Source organism: uncultured Neisseria sp., assembly GCF_951230505.1.
GTDB lineage: Bacteria > Pseudomonadota > Gammaproteobacteria > Burkholderiales > Neisseriaceae > Neisseria.
Genome location: NZ_CATNVN010000030.1, coordinates 1 through 16,309 on the forward strand (window position 1 = coordinate 1; position 16,309 = coordinate 16,309).

Here is a 16,309-nt window from a genome sequence, read left to right on the forward strand (position 1 = left end):
TGAAATAAAATAATCAATTAAAACACGGCTTGCAAAACCAAATAGCTGACAACAGACAAAACGGCAGCGGCAGGCAAGGTAATAACCCAAGCAAGGCCGATCGGTTTCATCAATTTCCAGTTGGCATTGCGGTTAACCAAGCCGATACCCAAAACTGCACCCACCAAAATATGGGTACTGGAAACAGGCAAGCCCATAAATGATGCGGCCATCACGACGGCGGCTGCAGAAAGCTCGGCTGAGAAGCCTGACGCGGGGTGCATTTCTGCCAAACTGGTGCCTACGGTTTTAATCACTTCTTTGCCGACAAACCACAAGCCGACGATCAAAGCGATACCGAAAGTCAACATAGCAATCGGCGGCACGGCGTTTTGAGCAGTAATGCTGTTGGTACGCAACACATCCATAATCGCGGCAAACGGACCAATCGCATTAGCAATATCGTTCGCACCATGGCTGAATGCGAAACCGCAAGCGGTAAATACCTGCATCCATGAGAACATTTGGAAGGTTGATTTATCCAAATCTTTGCGTTTCAAACTTTTGGCGAATACAAACGTACCCATCCAAATAGCCGCACCGATCATGAAAATGGTCAGGAAGCTGTTGACATTGCTCATGCCCAAATGCAGATTTTTCAGACCTTTGAAAATCAACATGGCCGCAATCATCATACCGCCGACAGAAGCAATGAACGGCACCCAAGAATGCAGGGCTTTGTAAGAATCCACTTCGCCCTTACGGCTGTCAAAGCGGTACAGGCCGCGATAATACTCAGACTGCAACTCTTCGGGATCAAAGTCCGGCTCATCATAAATTTGGGCATCGTGCGCCATTTTGGTGGCGTATTCGACTTTTTCAGATTCACTCAAGGCTTCAAAAAACAGGCGGTGCTCTTCTTTATAGGCTTTCTTCTCCAGCTTGATGCCTTTCAGCGTATTGCCGGCCCAAGAGTTGTAATCCAAAACATTTTTCTTGATTCGTGAAAACAACAGATAGGAAACGATGCCACCCAAAACCGGGGACAAAATCCAAGACAAGGCAATCTCACCCAATTTATCCCACTGAATCAATGCAACGGAATCTACGCCGTTTAACGTCGCCATGCACAATGCACTACCGACAATACCGCCGATAATGGCATGTGTCGTGGAAACCGGCAGGCCTTTGTGCGAGGCAAAAAGCAGCCACAATGCCGCAGCCAAAAGCGCAGACATCATAATAAAGACAAACTGCATCGGATCCAGATGCATGCCATTCAAATCGACAATACCCTTACGGATGGTATCTGTTACCTCGCCACCGGCAATCACTGCGCCGCTGACTTCAAATACTGCCGCAATCAGCAAAGCTTGCGGAATAGTCAATGTGCCGGAGCCGACACTTGTACCGAAAGAGTTGGCAATATCGTTACCACCCACATTAAACGCCATAAAGACGCCGAAAAAGGTAGCAAGGATAAACAGGCCGGAGTGGTTGTAGTGGGTATAACCCAGGCCCCAATAAATAAAATAGCCGACCATGCTCACAAGCATAGCGGCAAAAACCGTATTAATCAGCTTCAAGTTCGCACTCGACTGAGTTTGAGCCATGGAAAGTTTCCTTTTGGAAAACATGTTGAGTCACGTTATTTTAACCTTTTTGTAATCTTTCTTGCACCAACTATTTACATTAAATGCCGAAATTCCCGTAAAAACGTCAAAAGGCGTTAAAATGTCGTTTTACCTTCTCTTTCTGTAACCGAAATGCAACCCCAATACTATATCGGTATCATGTCAGGAACCAGCATGGACGGTGCCGATGCCGTACTGATTCAAATGCAGGGCAAACAATGGCAACGCGCCGTCGCCCATAGCTTTCTCCCCTATTCAGACGGCCTGCGCCAAGAATTGTTGGCACTGCAAGACATAGGCGAAAATGAATTGCACAGAAGCAATATCCTGGCGCAAACACTCAGCCGCCTATACGCCCAAACCGTCCAACAACTGTTGGCAGAGCAAAACCTGTCGGCCAAAGACATTGCCGCAATCGGCTGCCACGGACAAACCATCCGCCATGCGCCTGAACACGGTTACAGCATTCAACTGGTTAACCTCCCCCTGTTAGCTGAACTGACCGGCATTTTCACTGTCGGCGACTTCCGCAGCCGCGACCTTGCCTGCAACGGTCAAGGTGCGCCCCTCGTCCCTGCTTTTCACGAAGCGCTGTTTCAAGATGAGAATGAAACCCGAGCTGTACTCAACATTGGCGGCATTTCCAATATCAGCATCCTCCCGCCCGACAGCCCTTCTTTCGGCTTCGATACCGGCCCCGGCAATATGCTGATGGATGCATGGATGCAACATATTTGGCAGCAGCCTTACGACAAAAACGGGGAAAAAGCCGCACAAGGCAAAATCCTCCCTGATCTACTCGCCTCCCTGCTCGACCATCCTTACTTCAGCCGCCCTTATCCGAAAAGTACAGGCCGAGAGTTGTTTTCCCTAAGCTGGCTTCAAGGCCGTCTGAAAGGTAATGAAAAGCCGGAAGATGTGATACGCACATTGGTCTTTTATACTGCACAAACCATTTTTGACGCGACCAAACAAGCTGCTCCGGCGATTCATCATCTTTATATCTGTGGCGGCGGCATCCGCAATCCGGTTTTGATGCAAGACTTGAAAACCCTGTTTTCTCCCGACACCAAATTGCACAGCACAGCCAAGCTCCATCTTGACCCGCAATGGGTCGAAGCCGCCGCTTTTGCCTGGCTTGCAGCCTGTTGGTGCAATCAAGTTCCAAGCAATCCCTACCATGCGACGGGCGCACATTCACACCGAATTTTAGGCTCGGGACATTACGGCAACTAAAGCCGGATAAATAAAAAGGCCGTCTGAACATTTTCAGACGGCCTTTACCATACTAACTCTTCACTTATTCCTCTTCTGGCAAACGGTTGATTTTCACACGGGCAATCCGTTGTCCGTCTTTTTCAACCACTTCAAAACGCCAGCCGTGATAATCGATGAAATCGCCTACATCAGGAATACTTTGCAACTCTTCCATAATCAAGCCGGCAACGGTATGAAAGTCCGCATCTTCCTCTTGAGCAGGCAGATTTAACTGAGAAGCCAATTCCACATACTCCAATGCACCATCCACAGACAGCGTTTCATCCTGACTGGCTGGAGCAGCCTCTTCTTCCTCACGCTCGAATTCCTCGGGGAATTCACCGGCAATGGTTTCCAACAAATCTTTCATGGTCACCATACCCAACACCGCACCAAATTCATCCACAACCAAGGCATAATCCGCGCTGCTTTGACGGAACAATTCAATCGCATTCAACGCTGTCGTACTGTCCGGCAAAATTAATGGCTGGCGCAAGGCCGTCTGAATATTGATTTCACCCGATTCAAGCAGCTGGTTCAGCAAATCTTTTTTACTGATATAGCCCAAAGGCTCATCTACACCTGCCTTACCAACAACCAACAAACGGCTATACGGCGTATTTTTCAACTGCGCATTTTGTTCTTCCCGACTTTGGGAAATATCCAATTTCTCGATTTCCCGACGCGGAATCATCACGCCCATAATCGGACGCTCCGCCAAAGTCAGCACGCTTCGAATCATAGATTTTTCGTTTTCTTCAAAATGCTCGTCATCGCCGCCGTTATCGCCTGCCTTTGCCAAAATGCTTTCGCGGATACCCATCATACCCAACACATTTTCAGCGGTGCGCTTACGCCAAGAAGTGCTGATGTAGTCATTTTTGCGGGCATTCTTTTGCGAAACCTGATTAAACAGTTCGATCAAAATCGAGAAGCCGATCGCCGCATACAAATAGCCTTTCGGAATATGGAAATGGAAGGCTTCCGCAATCAGGCTGAAACCAATCATCAACAAGAAACCCAAACACAACATCACAACGGTTGGATGCTTGTCCACAAAGGCAGTCAACAGTTTGCTGGCAGAAATCATCACAGTCATCGCCACAACAACCGCACCCATTGCCACCACAATATGATCCACCATCGCCACTGCCGTAATAACAGAATCGATAGAGAAAACCGCATCCAAAATCAAAATTTGCGCCACAACACCCCAAAAAGAAGAATGCTTCTTCTGTCCTTCAGCAACCGCAAATTGATTGTGGCCTTCAAGGCGTTCGTGCAGCTCGGTAGTCGCTTTATAAAGCAGGAAAATACCGCCGGCAAACATAATCATGTCTTTACCGGAAATCTCCAGGCCGCCCAGCTCAAACAAAGGACGCGTCAGCGTCATGATGTGCGCCATAAAGCCCAGCATGAAAATCCGAATAACGACAGCCAAACCCAAGCCCGTTATCCGCGCCCTATCCCGTTGCAACGGTTTGACCTTGTTTGCCAAAATCGCTACGAAAACAAGGTTATCAATACCTAAAACAACTTCCAAAACCAGAAGCGTGGCAAAGCCTATCCAAGTATGCGGCTCGGCCAACCAACTGAAATCCATAATGATTGCGTTCCTTTAAAATACAAAAAGGCAGCCGTTCCGCTTAAAACGGACAGACTGCCAAATTTCGGGCATAAATAAAGGGAAAGAAGCGGTATAACAACTACTCTGCTCTGCGTCTTTCATGAAAAATTTATGCCTCGGTCAACAATAATGGCAAACAGTTTATCAGTTTGACGAAAGAAAGGCAAAGTCTGACAGCATATTTTCTTTTAAAAACAGCCTACAGCTGCCAATCAATCACTTTCTCCAGCTTTAACAAAAGGAATCGGTCGATGTATTTGTTGATCATAGTTTGTTCGGTTTGCTGAAAGAAGATTCTTATAAGGAATTCCCTAAATGCCTGGGTAAAAACTTAGGTTTTTTTACTAAGGTCTCAAGCCGTCTGAAAATTGGGATTTTTTCAGACGACACGGTTTATATAGACAATAATTTTCTTAGAAAATATAACGATTATATTCTTTCAGAAATTACGGATATACTTAATCTCCATACAGTTAAAGTAATTAATCTGCCATCTAAATAAGAATATTCTAATTGAAGAGCATCATCTTCAAAGCAAATATTTCCAGCTGTAAATGTATTGCCATCTAGCCTACCTGTTATCTTATATTGTGTACTATTACCTATTCTTTCAAAAGGAATAATAACAGATTCATTTGTATTAACCTCTTCCAATATAAACTTATCAACAATGAAATAGTCAAGTTCCACATTGTAAACTTTATTTACTTCAATAGCCATTGGACAACAATTAAGGAAACAATATAGATCGTTATTTTCTATAGAAAAATATGCAAATTCCTCAACTATTTCATCCATTTTTTTTAGCTTTGCTGAGTAAATCATTTTTAACCTTTCATAAATTATTTTACTTCATAAATTGTTTTATCTTTTGGATTGCTACGCTTTATAGCTCTACAAAAGTCTTTTCCACTTTTCACATGGATGGTTGTGGTGTAACCTTAATGATTTGTTCCTATAAAGGCTGATGAATTAAGTGTAATCATTCAATCAATTATCATCAAAATATCTTAAAATATTAACCAATAGATAAAATAAAAACCACCATACAAGATGGTGGTTTTCAAATCTGGCTCCCCGACCTGGGCTCGAACCAGGGACCTGCGGATTAACAGTCCGTCGCTCTACCGACTGAGCTATCGGGGAATTAAAGATGGAATTATATAGAAAATATCAGAAGCCTGTCAAGCAACAATCTATATAAAAACAAAAATATTTTTATATCTTTTTAATTTATAAAACTTTTATAAGATTTCAGCAATTTGTTTGGCCGCACGTTTCGCATCCAACAAAATCAAACCCAATTTACCGCTTTCTTTTGCCATCAATGCCAACACTGCATTTTCACCTGCTTGACTCAACAGAATATAGCCATTTTTACCTTTAACCATTACCTGATCCAACTCACCGCAAGCCAACTCATGTACGGAACGATTGCCCAATGCCAGAAGCGTTGCCGACATCGCACCTACACGATCTGCATTCAAGTGGGAAGGCAGCATGGTTGCGATCGGCAGGCCGTCTGTAGAAATAACTGCAGAAGCAGTGATATCAGCAGAGGTATTGTTCAAATCGCTTAATACAGAGATTAATAGTTGTTGCATAGTCGCTCCATTCTAAAATAAATATCGGTCAGGCAAAAATCAACGGCTGCCGTATCGGTGGTACAGCACTTTAACCAAAGTAACAAAAGCCTCTTTATTTAAGTCAGGCATTCCGCCAATTACCAAAATCAGCTTGGTCATGCCAATATACAGAGGGAAAAAGGTCAATTCACTTTGGCCTGAAGGATCACAAATACCCCATGCGCTATTATTGATATGCAGGTTATTGCGAATCAAAAGACGGTGATTGTCTTCCATTTTGGCCACTTCACTCGCCAAAAGGCCCAACTCTTCCGCAGCCTCGTGATGGAAATTGGCATTGGCAAAATACAAACCGTTTTCATCAGCCAATAAAGCTTTGCCAGAATTAGACAACTGTTCCAACAATGTAGGCAATTGCTCGTCAGTCAAATGGATGTCGTCTGTGCTGATTTCTTCATCACCATACAAAAATTCCAAGCGTTGGAGGCGGTATAGCAGGTTCAAAGCAGTATTGATGTCGCTGGTATCTGCCCACGCCAAGATTTTTTCGCTGCTGATGGTTTCAGACGGCTCTGCACGTAACAGACCATACAATAAAGTTCTGCTGGCACTGGGCGTATCGCTTGAAACGGCATAATACGCACCTGCCGGTGTAATCCTAGGATATAAATTTGCTTGTAAAGAGAGTGTCGCTTCCATCTTATACCTCTAATCCGGGGTCAATTGAGAACAACATGGCAGTAACCAATTGTTTTACATCGTCTTCTCGACGTGCATCAATCTCAAAAACCGGTACATTAAAATTATTTTGTGCTAAATATTTCTGATATACATCTACGCTTGGTAAGGAGCGGATATCCATCTTCGTTACCCCTACAACCAGAGGCGCTTTTTTCAGTAACTCCCGGAATGCATCCAAGAAGAATTGCAGGTCTTTCAATGGATTGCTTCTTGTATTATCCAAAAGAAGCACCAAGCCCATACTGCCTTGGCTCAAAATTTCCCACATGAAATTAAAACGCTCCTGACCAGGCGTACCATAAAGGTGAACCTTGGTTTCCTCATCCAAATGAATGACACCGTAGTCCATTGCCACAGTCGTGTACCCCTTGCGGACAAGTGTCATATCGGATGCGGATGCATCGGTTTGAACCGGTGGTTCATCAGATAAAGCTGAAATTGCAGTGGTTTTACCTACGCCAACAGGACCGGTAAAGATAATTTTATTTTCTTTCATGACGTGTCCTTTACGATTTACCCAGCAACTTACGCATCAGGCGTTGCAACAGGCCGCGAGGTTGTTCTTTCGACGGACCGGCAATTTTTTGAGCCTCTTTGCTCATTGCTGTTTCAGGTACGTCTTTGCTATTCACATCAATCTGTTCGTTCAACGAAGGCGTATTGTTCGCATCTGTTGCAAACTCTGTATCTGTCGCCAAAAAGCCTGTTATATATGTTGCCGATAAATAATTCAAAATATCAGGCATCTCTAATGGCATGACTTTATAAAGAACATTCAGATTAACAGACGTTTTTGTCAGAAATGCCGACAGACGCATAGATTCCGGAACATGTGCCAAACGGGTTAAGTTTGGCCACCGCTTGAGTGTAAAGACAGTTTGCGGCGTCATCGGATAAATCAGACGGCCTGATGCAGTCCAAATAGCCATTTGCCACAAGCATGACATAATGGTGACTTTGGCTTTTTCTTTCCATTGAGGATTATCAGGAACAGCCTTACACACGACAGCCAAGTTATCGTTCTTACACAATTTCTCCAACTCATTGGCACTGACTGTCAACAGTACACGCTGAATACTAGGAAACACGATTAATATCGGCTTGCCTTCATGCAAGACAGCAACATCTTGATGTCCTTGACTGGCAAATTTCAGCGCGCCCAACAAGCCTTTATTTGGATTAAATCGGCGAATGGTTGCTTTTCTTGTGCCATCGGAATTTGATTGTCTTTTATTCTCTTCGGCTGTTTGTTGTTCAGACGGCTCAAAAACATTGCCGCCTTGAGCCAGGCTGCGCAAAACAGGAAACAAGGTATCGAATTTGACCGGCTTAGCCAAATAAGGAGTCGTTACTGTCGGCAACTCGGAAGAAAACATAGCCACAGGTACTTCCGGATAAGTTTTCTTCGACTCTTTCCAAGCTTCTACACCTGCCGGAGTATCGGTATCAACCAATACCAAATCCGGTTTTTCATCAGAATCAGGGGAAACGATGACGTAATTCGTCGTATTGTGCATTTTAAATGCCATACGGAATACCGCCTGCTGTTGCTCACCCATCTCCTGTAACATAACCCGTATGGTTTTAATTTTTGGTAAATGATTATTCATCACTCGTACTTTCTACGATTATCTTATTTTTTTGAATATTGGTTCATTCGTTGCAAGAGACGGCTCATTGCCAAGACAACCTCTTCAGGCAGGCTGACAACACGTTCACGCAACAAGCGCAGAAATTGTTCTAAACGTCCCCAATCTTCAACACGTTCGTACAAATCAAACAAGATAATGTACAACTGCGACTCTTGAGGATACTGCAAAACAGCCTGTTCCAAAGTACCGATGGCCAAATCCAACTGACCGTAGGCCAACAAAGATTCCACTTCTTTCAGAGCTTCATCAGCTGGTGAAGAGCTGGCGCTGATAATCGAAGAGTCTTTTTGAACCAACTCACGATATTTGGCTTTCATCTGTAAAGAACTTGGCTGAATGTAACCGCGTTTCAAGCCAATCTCTTTAATTTGCTGTTCAGACGGCCCTTTTTCCAAATCATCAAAAATTTCATGATAACCGAGGCTATAACCCCAACCAAGCATACGTTCTTTTACTTGACGGCCATATTGACCCAAAGAGTGGTAAAGCTTCCACAGATGCTTGGCAAACTGCCCTACTTCTTCATTCTGATAATCCAGACGCAAGGCATCAATAATGAGACCAGCAGGCTTCGCAGAAGTTTGGATTGCTTTGTTGTATTGATGCAAAGCAGTCTCGTAGCTGATCTTGTCTTTCAGGATTTTTGCACTGCGCTCCGGTTTGGCAAAACCAATAACCGCACCCATTTCTTCAGGGCTGATTTCGCCAAAATCTTTCTTGCCTAATACGATAGGCGCACGTTTGCCCATACCGGGGACGACAATGCGTTCAACCGAGTCGTTCTCAAAGGCAATATGCTCGTCGGAAGCAACTTCCAAACCGCTTTGTTCGCCAATTTGACGGTCCACTTCCTGCATATTCCAACCGAGATGATGCTCGGCAAAAACACGCAGGCGCAGGTTAGTAGAATCCAAAGCCAGACCGGCTTTCAGGTATTCGGCTACGCTATCTTCAGAAAGGGAGGCACTATGCCGCTCAAGCGTATCCGCCAGCATGTCGATATTGCCGACACGCAGATTCAAACCGATTAATTCATGAACCAGTTTTTCCGGAGCGCCGTCTTCCAAAGTATTAAGATAACCAGCCAAAGACTCCGCTGCTTTGCTCTCATAGCCGAACTGTTTATAAACCTGATATTCGGTCAACGGATCGACTTCTTGCGCGGAAACAGAAGCTGTTGCATCGTTTGAGCCGCTTCCGCCCCATTCCCAGTCTTGATTATCCGCATTGGAAACTGTCTGGTTGACTTTCTCAATCCAGTCGTTTCCATCCTCAGAGGAGGCTGTATGAGCAGCAGATGTACGGCCGCTTTTTGATGCATGTGCGCTTTGTTTGTCTGAATTGTTACTTTGTTTATGACGAACAAAAAACAACACCAGCAAAAAAAGCACCAGCAAAAAAATAGTTAAAAGTTGATAGTTCAAGAACACCTCCCGGTCTTGTGCTGCAAACTGCATTTATTAACATCTGTTGCTTTACACGCAACTTCAACGTTATTCATTCCCCAAACGAATGATGATAACATGAATGCACTCATTTTTACATTAAAAACCCTACTCACATAAAGGACTTGATACCAATTTACAACTCAAACACACCGATGGATTCAACATGCGAGGTTTGTGCAAACATATTCATGATTCCTGCTGCCTTAAACTTATAGCCCTTATCAACCAAGACACCGGCATCTCGTGCAAATGTTGATGGATTACACGAAACATACACTATCTTCTGAGGTAAAAACGGCTTATGTAGCGATTTGACAACAGCATAAGCCCCACTTCTCGGCGGATCCAGTAGCATCTTGTCAAATTTTCCCCATGACTCAACAGTTTTTTCATCGGTATCGAACAAGTCGGCAACAGAAAACGTCATATTCTCGGCACAACGATTCAGGCGGGCATTTTCCCTTGCCCTATCTACCAAATAATCAGCACCTTCAATACCGACAACCGATGCGCCACTTTTCGCCAGCGGCAAACTAAAATTGCCCAAACCGCAAAACAGATCGGCAATCCGTTCCCCTTTTTGAGGGTTTAAAAGTCTGACCGCCCTTGCCACCATCACTTCGTTCAGCTGCGCATTAATCTGCGTAAAATCACCGGGTTTGTAAGGCATTTCTACATCAAATTGAGCAAAATTATAGTTCAGGTCAGGAGCATTCTCGGGATAAAACGGCAAGGACTCGGCATGATCCTGCAACCATATTTGCCATGCCTTTTCAGCACCCGACAATATATTATCAAACCAATTACGCAATTCGCTTAATATTTGCCCAAACGGTTGATTTACGAAACGAATGTTGAGCACCGTCAAATCTTTTCCGCAATAAAACTCAACAAATTTTACTTTTACACCATCATCATGCAGCTTTTGCAGCAAATTGCGGACATCAGGCAATCTATCGGACACATGTTTAGGCAAAATATGGCAATGGCGGATATTGACGACATCATGGCTTTTTTGGGCCTGAAAACCGAGTTTCAGACGGCCTTGCTTATCCACCGAAACACTTAATCTCGCCCTATCGCGATAATACCAGGAGTAACCATATAAAGGAGGTAAAATTATTTCCGGCTTGACCTTACCTATCCGTTCCAACTGCTCTTCCAAAACCCGTTGCTTTAACGCAACTTGCGCTCCGAAAGAAACATGTTGAAGCGAACAGCCGCCACATGTATCAAAATAGCAACAGGCTGGTTCGACACGTTCGGAAGAAGCCTTCAAAACCTTTTCAACTTGAGCCTCGGCAAACTGCTTTTTCTCTTTATGTATGACAAACGTTACACGCTCTCCAGGCAGCGCACCGCCGATAAATACGGTCTTCCCATCGACTTTGGCAACACCCCTGCCCTCATAATCCAAAGAAAAAACTTCCGTCTCTTGATACTGTTCTTTCACACCCATACCGTTTCCATCACTCAGCCGTTGCCCGACCGTTTGACTGTCTTCTAATACCGAAAGCGCATATTTTCTCACAAAAACACAGAGTTTCAGGTATCATGCGCCAAAAACTTTCATTTCAAACCCTACAAAAAAAGACGACATGAAAAAAATACTGTTCGGCCTGACAGCCGCCCTTTTAACTTCAGCCGCTGCTGCAAACACACTTATTCCAGACGTCTCCCCCGCCTCTTCCGGACAACACGTCGTTATCAATATTACGCAACAGCGTTTGTTCCTCTACGACAACGGTAAACTGAGCAAAATTTATCCTGTTGCCGTCGGCAAAGCCATGACCCAAACCAATCTGGGCGAACATAAAATAGGCGCAAAAGCCTACAACCCGGTTTGGCACATCCCTAAATCTATCCAAAAAGAACGCAATGACGGCGTTAAAAGCGTACCGGCCGGCCCAAATAACCCGCTGGGCCCGGTATTTGTCCGTCTTGGCGACCCTAAATTAAGCCTTGGCATTCACGGCACCAATGCCCCTGCCAGCGTACCCGGCGTCCGCAGCCATGGTTGCGTGCGCATGAAATCGCCTGATGCATTAGAATTCGCCAAAACCATCGCAACAGGTTCTCCTGCCTCCGTTATCTACCAAATGGCGAGCCTGAACGAAGATGCCAACCAAAACTTGTGGCTGGCTGCCTATCGTGACCCATACGACAAGAAAAACCTTGATACGGCTGCCCTGAAAAAAAGCATTGCTGCTTGGGCAAAAGCGCACGGTAAAACCATTCCTGCCGCGCGTGTGGATGCAATCCTTAAAGGACGCACCGGCGCAGCAAACTGTCTGACCTGCGCCAAAGGCGTAAAACTCAAATCGCCTTTAAAATCTTTGGCATGGACCAGCGGCACGGATGCTTACAGCAAACCTAAAGTCATGCCGAAACCGGCTCCTGCTAAAGATGTGGTATTGCCTCAAGGCACTGAAATCGAAGTCGATGCTACCGACGATACAAACAAGGCAGCATCCGAACCGAAACAAAGCGTTCGTCCAACTCCGGTGAAACCGACAAAACCTGCTGCTAAACAGGCAACCACTCCGGCCGATGCTCCTGCTTCTGCACCTAAAGCCGCTTCCGAACCGGCTACTGCCCCTGCCTCTGCTCCTGTGAAAGATGCTCCGACAAGCAGCGAACCGGCAGATTTGCTGTTCTAAGCAGAACAAAATACATAACCAAAGGCCGTCTGAAATAAAGTTTTCAGACGGCCTTTTCGTACAACTGGATATTAGAAATATATGCCCCTCTTAATTCAGACGGCCTTTTTACTTTCCAAATATTCTGACAAACCTCGCTCGCGCAAAATACAGCTTGGGCATTCATGACAACCACCGACCACGCCGTTATAACAGGTATGCGTGTGCTCGCGAATATAATCCAACACACCCATTTCATCCGCCAATGCCCAAGTTTGCGCTTTGGTTAAATACATCAAGGGCGTGTGGATTTGAAAAGCGTAATCCATGGCCAGATTCAGCGTAACATTCATCGACTTGACGAACACATCGCGGCAGTCGGGATAACCGGAAAAGTCGGTTTCGCACACGCCGGCAATGATATGGCGTATCCCCTGCCCTTTAGCGTAAATGGCGGCATAAAGCAAAAACAAAGCATTGCGCCCATCTACAAATGTATTGGGCAGGCCGTCTGAAGCTGTTTCAATGGGTGCCGTATCATCCATCAAGGCATTGTGTGTAATCTGTTGCATCAGGCTCAAATCGAGTACTGTCTGCTTCACGCCTAAATCTTGGGCAATCCAACGCGCGCGCTCCAATTCGATGGCGTGGCGTTGCCCATATTGAAAAGTGATGGCCTGCACATTTTCACGGCCATATGTTTGAATTGCCTGAATCAGGCAGGTTGTTGAATCCTGCCCGCCCGAAAAAATAACGAGGGCTTGCTGTTTTTCCATTGTAAATTCCTAGTTTTGTTAACGCGGGAGGTTTGCGAACCGCGTAATTCGAAGATTGACGGATTATAACGGATTTCGTCTATAATCACGGCACTTCATTTTCTTTTATATAGCATAATCATGAGCATCTACGCCCTGAAACCAAAATTCCAAAACCTGTTGCGCCCCATTGTTAAGCGACTGTATCAAAAAGGCATTACTGCCAATCAGGTTACCCTGTTTGCCTGCGCCGTTTCTATTTTGATCGGTTTGCTTTTAGCATTGTTTGCAGGTGTATCCACATTATTCTGGCTTTTGCCAATCTGGTTGTTTGTCCGTATGGCACTGAATGCAATGGACGGTATGTTGGCACGGGAGTTCGGCCAACAATCAGCATTGGGCGGTTATTTGAATGAAATCACCGATATTGTCGCCGATGCTGCTTTGTATCTGCCTTTTGCCTTTATCGCACCCTTCGGCGGCGTGCAAATTGCCCTGTTTATTTGGCTGGCGGCAATGACTGAGTTTTGCGGCGTTTTGGGACAAGTCCATGGCAACGGCCGTCGTTATGACGGGCCATTCGGCAAAAGCGACCGCGCATTCTTTATCGGCGCATTGGCAGTATGGTATGCAATTGCCGGAAGCTTCCATTCGACTTTCTATATCCTTATGTGGCTGGCCTGCGCGGCATTGGTTTATACCTGCTACAAACGTGTCATCAATGGCTTGAAGGCCGTCTGAAACTTGTCCACGTTCTTGGGTTAATCATCATTGATTAGATTATTAAACCCATCAACCTGTTTTACTGAAAACAAGAAGGCTGTCTGAAACCATAAACTATCGGTTTCAGACGGCCTTTTATCTATACGCCAAGATAACTTACTGTTTACCCAGTTGACTGTAATCTACCAACATATACTTGGCAGTAATTTTCTGTGAAGCATTGCCTTCGTCGCCCATCAAAATCATCTGTGGCTTGCCGTTAATAGTAATCGAATCAACAGCTTCAACGTTGGTGATGTGTTGCAGATTAGGCAGAGAGATTTTTTGCGGTTCGTCGGTCGGGTTGCCGCTCCAAGTCCACAGTTGCGAGAATTTTTGTCCATTCTCATCCTTCACTTCATTGGCAATCACGTAAGTTTTCAACACAGGATCATAGTTGAGGGAACGGATACCGCCGCCATCAATATCAATCACCGCTACTTCATCAAACTCAGGCTTGGCATTGCGCTCGAACACATCTTTCGGATTGCTGATAAACGCGACCAAAGCCATGTTATTGAACTCAGGATCACGGAAGCCCAAAACGAGACGTTTTTTCACTGGATCAAACGCCATGCCCTCAATATTGATTTCTTCAAAAGAAACTTCTGCCTTAGTTCGCTCACGAATCAAATCATGCAGCTTATGATCGGTTTCCAAAACCTGCGTCAGATTGTCGTAGCTAGTCAGTCCCAATACGTTGCCGTCTTGTATTTTAAAGCGCATCAGGTGTTCGCGGTCAGGTGAACGGTTGCCTTTACGGGTACGCGAGTGTGAAGTCATCGCGTAGATAAAGCCTTCATCGTCGCGTGCCAAAGCCTCCAAGTCGCTGAGACGGCGTTTGAAACCGGTAATCACGCGCGTATCCAATGCCTCGTCTTCCACAAACCTGCCGGTTTTATCAATGCTGATGATACTGAACGCATGGTTGGGTTCGTCTTCCGCGATCAGCAACTTACCATCCGGAAGCTGTTGTACAGCAGAAGGCTCAAATACGCCGTTAAACATATTGATACCCAGCGAACGCAGCTCTGCCGCATTGTTAGCCGGAGGCATCAGCAATGACGGCAGTGTTTTCACACCGATAAATGCCGCCAACGAAGCCAGCAAACCCCAGCGGAATACTGCATAAGATAAGTTAATGTATTTAAACTGTTTATCCGCCAACAAACCAAGCCAGTAAAGATGGTCGCTCATCTTTTCATAGATTTGTTTACGGTCGCCCATAATCTCCTGCATCATTTCCCAATATTGATCTTTTTGCAGTTTCACACGGTCTTCATAAATCAAAATATTGGGTTGGCTGCCGCCAAAAAAGCGCGTTTCGGTACTGCTGAGGCGGGTTTTCAAATCCCGCAGTTTCGAACGGCCACGAACAAAATCCTTCAACCATGTACGCGCCGCCTGCATTTTGCCGATACGTTCCGGCGAAGCAGAAAGCAATGCAAACACGATAGACGCGGCGGCAGTAATCATAAACGTACTGGCCGGAATCAAAAATTCGGGCGACGATGAAAAAATAAACGCGCCTGAGATCATCAGAGCAGAAACAATAAAACCATTCAGCGAAATCATAATGTTCGCTTTGGTCGCCGCCAACGCCAACAATTCCATCTCCGAGCGTACGGCGTTGCGGAACATGGTTTCCACGCCCTTATTCGTACCCAACAAATCAGGCGTACTCAAATCCTCGGCTTTATTTTTTTTCTTTTTCGCCTTGTCTTTTTTACGTTTGGCTTTCTTCTCGTTTTTTTCAGACGGCATCTCAGGATGTTCAACCACTTCCTGACCTTCTACCGTTTCCTGAATTTCTACCGCTTCAGCCACAACCTCAACTTCGTTTTCAACAACGCCGTTTTGCTTGTGATCCCACAAATCAACATCCTGTTGGGATTCTGCAGATGTGCCGTCGTTTAAAGGTTTTTCTTGGTCGCCCATCTGTTTCGGCTGACCATCTTCCTTCCAATCATTCAAACTCATATCATGACTCCCGACATCAAACACTTTGAACTACATGGAAAATAAAAAATATATTTAGTTCATTTATTTCAGGTAATTTACATGCTATTTACATTCTTTAAATGCCTAAATAGCAAACTGCCGCAGGACCAAAAGCCCTGCGACAATCCACTTTATATCGAAATATTAATAATCGATGCGTTCTTTAATAATTTTCAAATCAGGGTAAGACAAAACAATGTCGTACTCACGGCCATCTTTAAAAGCCTC

14 protein-coding genes, 1 tRNA gene, 1 pseudogene and 1 riboswitch are annotated in these 16,309 nt (G+C 45.1%); of the genes and pseudogenes, 3 read left to right on the forward strand and 13 right to left on the reverse strand.

Translation table 11 applies throughout. The annotated features are described in order from the left end of the window. Positions 1-17 precede the first annotated feature (17 nt). Positions 18-1,592, reverse strand: coding sequence for an anion permease (locus tag Q1M25_RS03475; protein WP_300481818.1), 1,575 nt, complete (start codon positions 1,590-1,592; stop codon positions 18-20). 153 nt (positions 1,593-1,745) lie between these two features. Here Q1M25_RS03475 and Q1M25_RS03480 point away from each other — a divergent pair, with 153 nt between their 5' ends. Continuing rightward, positions 1,746-2,849: an anhydro-N-acetylmuramic acid kinase gene (locus tag Q1M25_RS03480; RefSeq protein WP_300481819.1), complete on the forward strand. Its 1,104-nt coding sequence runs from the start codon at positions 1,746-1,748 to the stop codon at positions 2,847-2,849. 64 nt (positions 2,850-2,913) lie between these two features. Here the strand turns inward: Q1M25_RS03480 and Q1M25_RS03485 are convergent, their stop codons facing one another. From Q1M25_RS03485 to rlmD, 9 genes are all read right to left on the reverse strand, one after another. Continuing rightward, entirely contained in the window at positions 2,914-4,473 is a 1,560-nt protein-coding gene (locus Q1M25_RS03485) for a TerC family protein (RefSeq protein ID WP_004519613.1), read from the reverse strand. A gap of 453 nt (positions 4,474-4,926) precedes the next feature. Further along, positions 4,927-5,322 (reverse strand): hypothetical protein, encoded by a 396-nt coding sequence (locus Q1M25_RS03495; RefSeq protein WP_300481821.1) that lies wholly within the window; start codon positions 5,320-5,322, stop codon positions 4,927-4,929. A 245-nt stretch (positions 5,323-5,567) separates the two neighbouring features. Next, positions 5,568-5,643: transfer RNA gene (locus Q1M25_RS03500), tRNA-Asn, on the reverse strand. 98 nt (positions 5,644-5,741) lie between these two features. Beyond that, positions 5,742-6,101 (reverse strand): roadblock/LC7 domain-containing protein, encoded by a 360-nt coding sequence (locus Q1M25_RS03505; RefSeq protein ID WP_003679682.1) that lies wholly within the window; start codon positions 6,099-6,101, stop codon positions 5,742-5,744. A gap of 39 nt (positions 6,102-6,140) precedes the next feature. Then, positions 6,141-6,782: a peptidase M23 gene (locus Q1M25_RS03510; RefSeq protein ID WP_150537269.1), complete on the reverse strand. Its 642-nt coding sequence runs from the start codon at positions 6,780-6,782 to the stop codon at positions 6,141-6,143. Between the two features lies 1 nt (position 6,783). Continuing rightward, positions 6,784-7,320 (reverse strand): ATP/GTP-binding protein, encoded by a 537-nt coding sequence (locus tag Q1M25_RS03515; RefSeq protein ID WP_003748733.1) that lies wholly within the window; start codon positions 7,318-7,320, stop codon positions 6,784-6,786. 10 nt (positions 7,321-7,330) lie between these two features. Further along, positions 7,331-8,434, reverse strand: coding sequence for a response regulator transcription factor (locus tag Q1M25_RS03520; RefSeq protein WP_150537268.1), 1,104 nt, complete (start codon positions 8,432-8,434; stop codon positions 7,331-7,333). Positions 8,435-8,457: 23 nt separating this feature from the next. Next, a complete protein-coding gene (locus Q1M25_RS03525; RefSeq protein ID WP_128581228.1) occupies positions 8,458-9,933 on the reverse strand; it encodes a 23S rRNA methyltransferase in 1,476 nt (491 codons plus the stop codon). 124 nt (positions 9,934-10,057) lie between these two features. Continuing rightward, complete coding sequence (rlmD, locus tag Q1M25_RS03530; protein WP_300481831.1) at positions 10,058-11,383, reverse strand: 23S rRNA (uracil(1939)-C(5))-methyltransferase RlmD; 1,326 nt, start codon at positions 11,381-11,383, stop codon at positions 10,058-10,060. Between the two features lie 139 nt (positions 11,384-11,522). Between rlmD and Q1M25_RS03535 the strand changes: the two genes are divergently transcribed. After that, entirely contained in the window at positions 11,523-12,584 is a 1,062-nt protein-coding gene (locus Q1M25_RS03535) for a L,D-transpeptidase (protein WP_300481834.1), read from the forward strand. 95 nt (positions 12,585-12,679) lie between these two features. On the opposite strand, the gene queC is transcribed toward Q1M25_RS03535, so the two are convergent. Further along, on the reverse strand, positions 12,680-13,339 hold the full coding sequence (gene queC, locus Q1M25_RS03540; protein WP_107724109.1) for a 7-cyano-7-deazaguanine synthase QueC: 660 nt from the start codon (positions 13,337-13,339) through the stop codon (positions 12,680-12,682). A 3-nt stretch (positions 13,340-13,342) separates the two neighbouring features. Then, positions 13,343-13,388: riboswitch (PreQ1 riboswitch) on the reverse strand. Positions 13,389-13,459: 71 nt separating this feature from the next. Between queC and Q1M25_RS03545 the strand changes: the two genes are divergently transcribed. Continuing rightward, positions 13,460-14,059: a CDP-alcohol phosphatidyltransferase family protein gene (locus Q1M25_RS03545; protein WP_107724108.1), complete on the forward strand. Its 600-nt coding sequence runs from the start codon at positions 13,460-13,462 to the stop codon at positions 14,057-14,059. A gap of 138 nt (positions 14,060-14,197) precedes the next feature. Here the strand turns inward: Q1M25_RS03545 and Q1M25_RS03550 are convergent, their stop codons facing one another. Continuing rightward, the gene (locus tag Q1M25_RS03550; protein ID WP_107724107.1) at positions 14,198-16,060 is read right to left on the reverse strand and encodes a Pycsar system effector family protein; all 1,863 of its coding nucleotides are present in this window, start codon (positions 16,058-16,060) and stop codon (positions 14,198-14,200) included. A 165-nt stretch (positions 16,061-16,225) separates the two neighbouring features. Continuing rightward, positions 16,226-16,309 (reverse strand): annotated as a pseudogene (locus Q1M25_RS03555) (PepSY domain-containing protein); the annotation flags it as partial.

Excerpts from the sequence above, each read along its gene's own strand:
- Q1M25_RS03535 (WP_300481834.1), top strand. The coding sequence starts at position 11,523 with ATGAAAAAAATACTGTTCGGCCTGACAGCCGCCCTTTTAACTTCAGCC.
- Q1M25_RS03525 (WP_128581228.1), bottom strand. The coding sequence starts at position 9,933 with ATGCAGTTTGCAGCACAAGACCGGGAGGTGTTCTTGAACTATCAACTT.
- queC (WP_107724109.1), bottom strand. The coding sequence starts at position 13,339 with ATGGAAAAACAGCAAGCCCTCGTTATTTTTTCGGGCGGGCAGGATTCA.
- Q1M25_RS03515 (WP_003748733.1), bottom strand. The coding sequence starts at position 7,320 with ATGAAAGAAAATAAAATTATCTTTACCGGTCCTGTTGGCGTAGGTAAA.
- Q1M25_RS03480 (WP_300481819.1), top strand. The coding sequence starts at position 1,746 with ATGCAACCCCAATACTATATCGGTATCATGTCAGGAACCAGCATGGAC.
- Q1M25_RS03550 (WP_107724107.1), bottom strand. The coding sequence starts at position 16,060 with ATGAGTTTGAATGATTGGAAGGAAGATGGTCAGCCGAAACAGATGGGC.
- Q1M25_RS03520 (WP_150537268.1), bottom strand. The coding sequence starts at position 8,434 with ATGAATAATCATTTACCAAAAATTAAAACCATACGGGTTATGTTACAG.
- Q1M25_RS03485 (WP_004519613.1), bottom strand. The coding sequence starts at position 4,473 with ATGGATTTCAGTTGGTTGGCCGAGCCGCATACTTGGATAGGCTTTGCC.
- Q1M25_RS03505 (WP_003679682.1), bottom strand. The coding sequence starts at position 6,101 with ATGCAACAACTATTAATCTCTGTATTAAGCGATTTGAACAATACCTCT.
- Q1M25_RS03475 (WP_300481818.1), bottom strand. The coding sequence starts at position 1,592 with ATGGCTCAAACTCAGTCGAGTGCGAACTTGAAGCTGATTAATACGGTT.
- Q1M25_RS03545 (WP_107724108.1), top strand. The coding sequence starts at position 13,460 with ATGAGCATCTACGCCCTGAAACCAAAATTCCAAAACCTGTTGCGCCCC.
- Q1M25_RS03510 (WP_150537269.1), bottom strand. The coding sequence starts at position 6,782 with ATGGAAGCGACACTCTCTTTACAAGCAAATTTATATCCTAGGATTACA.
- rlmD (WP_300481831.1), bottom strand. The coding sequence starts at position 11,383 with ATGGGTGTGAAAGAACAGTATCAAGAGACGGAAGTTTTTTCTTTGGAT.
- Q1M25_RS03495 (WP_300481821.1), bottom strand. The coding sequence starts at position 5,322 with ATGATTTACTCAGCAAAGCTAAAAAAAATGGATGAAATAGTTGAGGAA.